Origin of the sequence: Enteractinococcus helveticum, assembly GCF_001657475.1 — a bacterium.
GTDB classification, from domain to species: Bacteria; Actinomycetota; Actinomycetes; order Actinomycetales; family Micrococcaceae; genus Yaniella; species Yaniella helvetica.
On record NZ_LXEY01000084.1, the window covers coordinates 1 to 1,422 of the forward strand.

General features: G+C 53.9%; 2 protein-coding genes and 1 pseudogene. 1 reads left to right on the plus strand and 2 read right to left on the minus strand.

Translation table 11 applies throughout. The features are described from left to right. The coding region (locus A6F49_RS14645) for an IS3 family transposase (protein ID WP_150119532.1) at positions 1–204 on the plus strand (204 nt) is incomplete at its 5' end. 261 nt (positions 205–465) lie between these two features. Here A6F49_RS14645 and A6F49_RS14650 read toward each other — a convergent pair. Together A6F49_RS14650 and A6F49_RS14655 are read right to left on the minus strand one after the other, a co-directional pair. Further along, positions 466–708 (minus strand): annotated as a pseudogene (locus tag A6F49_RS14650) (integrase core domain-containing protein); the annotation flags it as partial. 165 nt (positions 709–873) lie between these two features. Then, a complete protein-coding gene (locus tag A6F49_RS14655) occupies positions 874–1,236 on the minus strand; it encodes a hypothetical protein (protein WP_052499910.1) in 363 nt (120 codons plus the stop codon). Between the last annotated feature and the right edge of the window lie 186 nt (positions 1,237–1,422).

A 1,422-nucleotide genomic window follows, 5' to 3' on the forward strand; every position in this document is an offset into this window, starting at 1 on the left:
GCTGAGAACTGGTTTTCACACTTCAAGACCGAGTTCTACTACCACCACCGGTTTGCCACCCACCGTGAGGCTGAAGCCGCCATTATGGGCTACATCGAGTCCTGGTACAACCGACGCCGACCCAACGTACGCGCCGGTGGTCACCCACCGATGCACGCCTGGATCAACTACCAATCTTGCGACCAAGAACTCTTGGCCGCATAACCAAAAAAAGAAACACAGACAACTGTCTCAAAAAGTTGACGAGCGCACAGGGTTCAATCATGACAGCGGACCCACTCCTTGGGTGGTGTCCTTTATCCTACGCCGCATACGAAGCCTGATCTGCTACTGCTGAACACACCAGAGTCATACACGCCCTGAGACAGGTGTCCTGCTCATCCGAGAGGGACTGGGTCGTATCAAGGGCTGTGCTTGTGTTCTAAGAGTCATGCGACTGAAGCGCCCTGGGTTTTGTTCCGCTTGTTATACGGGGCTCAGGGCTTGAGCCTGGGTCATATGATAGCTGGCTTCGATCTCTGTCGGGGTCTGGTAGTCCAGCGCTTCATGCAATCGGGTGGTATTCCACCAGTGGACCCAGTTCATCGTTTCGAATTCCACCTCGGTGGCTGATGGCCACGCGGGGCGGGTGTAGATCAGTTCAGTCTTGTACAAACCGTTGACTGTCTCTGCTAACGCGTTGTCGTAAGCATCTCCAGCGGTCCCAACCCGAAACTCAACTCACCCAAAGGCACTCAAATTAAATAAGCCCGTTAATGAGCTCTGCTGTGTTTCATAATCGAACGTTTTAGCTACGAAGGAGAAACTACCAAGGCAACGCAACTTCCTGAGCTCCTGTTGGTGTTTATCGATGGTGAACTTCGAAAGCGACACTCACAGCTCGGGACTATCTGGAAGTAGTTGGATGAGGTCGTTGGGGTCAAGCCCGTCGGCTACTGCGGCCCCGAGCAGTGCATCATGCCATGACACCCTCGAGGGGTGAGCCTCATCCTGAGAGGCAGGCAGGGCGCGTTGATTCGGCGCAGATCTGCCGAGTTCGTCAGCGACCTGTTTAAACGTTGTCACGAGCCTTCGTTCGTCTAACCGATCCCATGCAAATGAACGTGCGTCTTGTAACGTATGGCCGGGCTCTACCGGGACTGTTTCGGTGAGCTTTGGAGAGTACTGGTAGTATCGCCAGACCTTGCGCATGCGCTCAGTATTGGGCCAAAATTCCTCAAAATCCGGCTCGTTCACGATGTTCCTCTTCTGGTCGACGCCATTTCCCATGGAGCGTTAAGCACGTGGGGGCACTACCCTATCTGTCAGGATGGGATGAGACCAGCGGCTCTTAGCAAGTTCCGTTTTTGATAGGGCTCGTTTCAGAAAGATTTGTCTTGACTACTTCTTCGTATGCCATCTCCTCGCCTGCCGTGGCAGGAC